This window comes from Streptomyces sp. NPDC002690 (assembly GCF_053592415.1).
In genome coordinates, this window is record NZ_JBSFVR010000618.1 from 1 (window position 1) to 2,595 (window position 2,595).

General features: G+C 74.0%; 3 protein-coding genes. All 3 read left to right on the forward strand.

The genetic code is table 11. The annotated features are described in order from the left end of the window. A partial coding sequence (locus ACWD3D_RS35920) for an exopolysaccharide biosynthesis polyprenyl glycosylphosphotransferase (RefSeq protein WP_451464860.1) occupies positions 1 to 1,019 on the forward strand: 1,019 nt, incomplete at its 5' end. A gap of 2 nt (positions 1,020 to 1,021) precedes the next feature. Then, positions 1,022 to 2,449, forward strand: a complete 1,428-nt coding sequence (locus ACWD3D_RS35925) for an O-antigen ligase family protein (protein WP_451464861.1) — start codon at positions 1,022 to 1,024, stop codon at positions 2,447 to 2,449. Then, a complete protein-coding gene (locus tag ACWD3D_RS35930) occupies positions 2,446 to 2,589 on the forward strand; it encodes a hypothetical protein (protein ID WP_451464862.1) in 144 nt (47 codons plus the stop codon). The genes ACWD3D_RS35925 and ACWD3D_RS35930 overlap by 4 nt, the downstream gene beginning before the upstream one ends. Positions 2,590 to 2,595: the final 6 nt, after the last annotated feature.

The following is a 2,595-nucleotide window of genomic DNA, read 5'->3' on the forward strand; positions in this document are numbered from 1 at the left end:
GCCTCGGCGGCACGCTGGAAGTGCCCGAGCCGAGATCGGGCCTCGTCGTGGGATCCGGCGCGCTCGCCCGGAGCGCCACGGCGGCGCTCAGGGACCGCGCCGAGTACGGCCTCCGGGCGGTGGGCAGGGTCGCGCTCTGCGGGACGGACGCGGACCCTGCGGCGGACGACGGGCCGACGGGCCGGACTCCGGTCCTGCGCACCCGGGAGGAGGTGGGCCGCACCGTCGTACGCAAGCGCGTGGGTCACGTGCTGTTCACCGAACATCCCGCGGCGACGCCCGAGAACACCGACCTCTTCGCCCTCCTCGCCGGCCACGGCTGCCGCATGTGGCTGCTCGAACCCCCGGCGACGGGCGCGATTCCCGAGCACCGGCCCCCGCGTCCGGACCACTTGTGGGGGTACTCCGCGCACCGCCTGTACGCCGGGCGCCGGCATCCCTTCTCGCACGCGCTCAAGCGCGCGATGGACATCGTCCTCGCTTCCGCCGCGCTGCTGGCCGCCTCCCCCGCTCTGGCGGCCTGCGCCTTCGCAGTACGGCTCTGCGACGGGCCGGGCGTGCTCTTCCGGCAGGAGCGAATCGGCCTGCACGGAAAGCCGTTCACCCTCCTCAAGTTCCGAACGCTGCGGCCCGCCGACCCCCACGAGTCGGCCACCCGGTGGAACGTCGCCGGGGACCGGCGGATGAGCACGGTCGGCAGGGCGCTCCGCCGCACCTCGCTGGACGAACTGCCGCAGTTGTGGAACGTGCTGCGCGGGGACATGAGCCTGGTCGGGCCCCGCCCCGAACGCCCCTTCTTCGTCGCTCAGTTCAGCAGCATCCACCCGGGCTATCAGGCGCGTCACCGGATGCCCGTGGGCATCACCGGGCTCGCCCAGGTGAACGGGCTGCGCGGCGACACCTCGATCGAGGACCGCGCGCGCTTCGACAACCGGTACATCGAGACCTGGTCACTCTGGCAGGACGTCTGCGTACTCGCCCGCACCGTCCTCTCCCTTTTCCGGTGCGGAGGCAGCTGAGCATGACAACCCCCACGACCGACGCCCCGGTCGCACCCGCGACCGCCACGTCGCACGCGCCCACCGCCGCGCCGACCCCGCCGGCGAAGACAGCGCCGTCAACCGGTACCGGGTCCGCCCGCCCCTCGTCCGGCGCGCTGGATCTGTGGGCCCTGCTGCCGCTGGTGGCGACCGTCCTCCTGCTCGCCCTCCCCGCCCCCGGAGCCGGAACGCCCGACTCCGGCGGCGCGCATCCGGCCGACCTCGCGTCGGGAGTGGCGGTGCTGTGCTGCCTGGTACGGCTGCTGGCACGGCGCGTCCGCCCCCTGCCGGCGGGCGCGGTGCTCGTCGCGGTTCTCGCCGTCGTCGGATTCGCCGTGGCGACCGTCACCGCCTCGGACCCGGTGGCGGCGCTGCCCGGCTTCGCACGCTACCTCCAGATCTTCGTCCTCGTACCGCTCGCCGTGTGCCTGACGGTCCGCGACGCCCGCGGCTTCCGGCTGCTCACCGCGGCACTCGTCCTGCTCGCACTGGTCCAGGGGTTCGTCGGAATCCGCCAGTTCGCCACGGGCACCGGAGCCTCGTACATGGGTGAGGAGGTCCGCGCGGTCGGGACGTTCGGCCCCGGCGACATCATGGGCATGGCGACGGTCGTCGCGTACGGACTGCTCGCCGCCGTCCCGTACGCGCTCTGCCCGCCCGCCTCCACCCGCCGCTGGCTGCGTCCCTGTGCGCTCGCCGTCACGGTGGGGCTGCTCGTCGCCCTCGCCGTCTCGTTCAGCCGGGGCTCGTGGATCGCGACGGCACTGGCCGCGCTCACGGTCGTCGTACTGACCGGGCGGCGCACGGCGACGCGGTCCCTGCTGATCCTGGGCGCGCTCTCGGTGATCCTGGTCGGCGGGTTCGGCATCGGCTCCGACATGGTCCGGGAACGGCTCTCCAGCGTCACTGACGTGGCGAGCGCGCCCGACCGCTCCGTCAACGACCGCTACGCCCTGTGGCAGGCCGCCGGGAGCATGTGGCGGGAGCGTCCGACGACCGGGGTCGGCCTCAAGGGCTTCCCGGAGTTCCGCGACGGGCACGCCTCGATCGGCCTGTCCTCCGGCAGCGACACGGAAGGGGCGGGCCAGGAGTTCCGCAGGCAGTCCCTGCTCTCCCCGCACAACATGTACCTGCTGGTCCTCGGCGAGCAAGGGCTGATCGGGTTCGTCACCGTCGTGGGCGGCTGGCTGGCGGTACTCGTCGCGTCGGTGCGCGCCCTGTTCCTCGCCCGCCGCCGGCGTGCCGGCGCGGTCGACTGCGGGCTGGTGGCCGTGGGGCTGGTGGTGTGGCAGACCGTCGACTTCCTGTACTCGGACATCGGCGGGCCCACGACCGTGCTCACGGGTGTCGTGCTGGGGCTGGGCGCGTGGTGGGCGCTGACCGCTCCGGAGAGGGCGGCCGGCGCGTGAGCGACACCACCACCGGGGCCGGTCGCTGCGCCGGGCCGCCGCCCGGGGCGGAGCTCGGCCGCTCGCTCGACGACCCGGACGTGCGGATGGAACTCTGGCTGGCCCTGAAGGCGACGGCTTCGCCGTCGGCCGGCGACTGAGGAACC

Excerpts from the sequence above, each read along its gene's own strand:
- ACWD3D_RS35925 (WP_451464861.1), top strand. The coding sequence starts at position 1,022 with ATGACAACCCCCACGACCGACGCCCCGGTCGCACCCGCGACCGCCACG.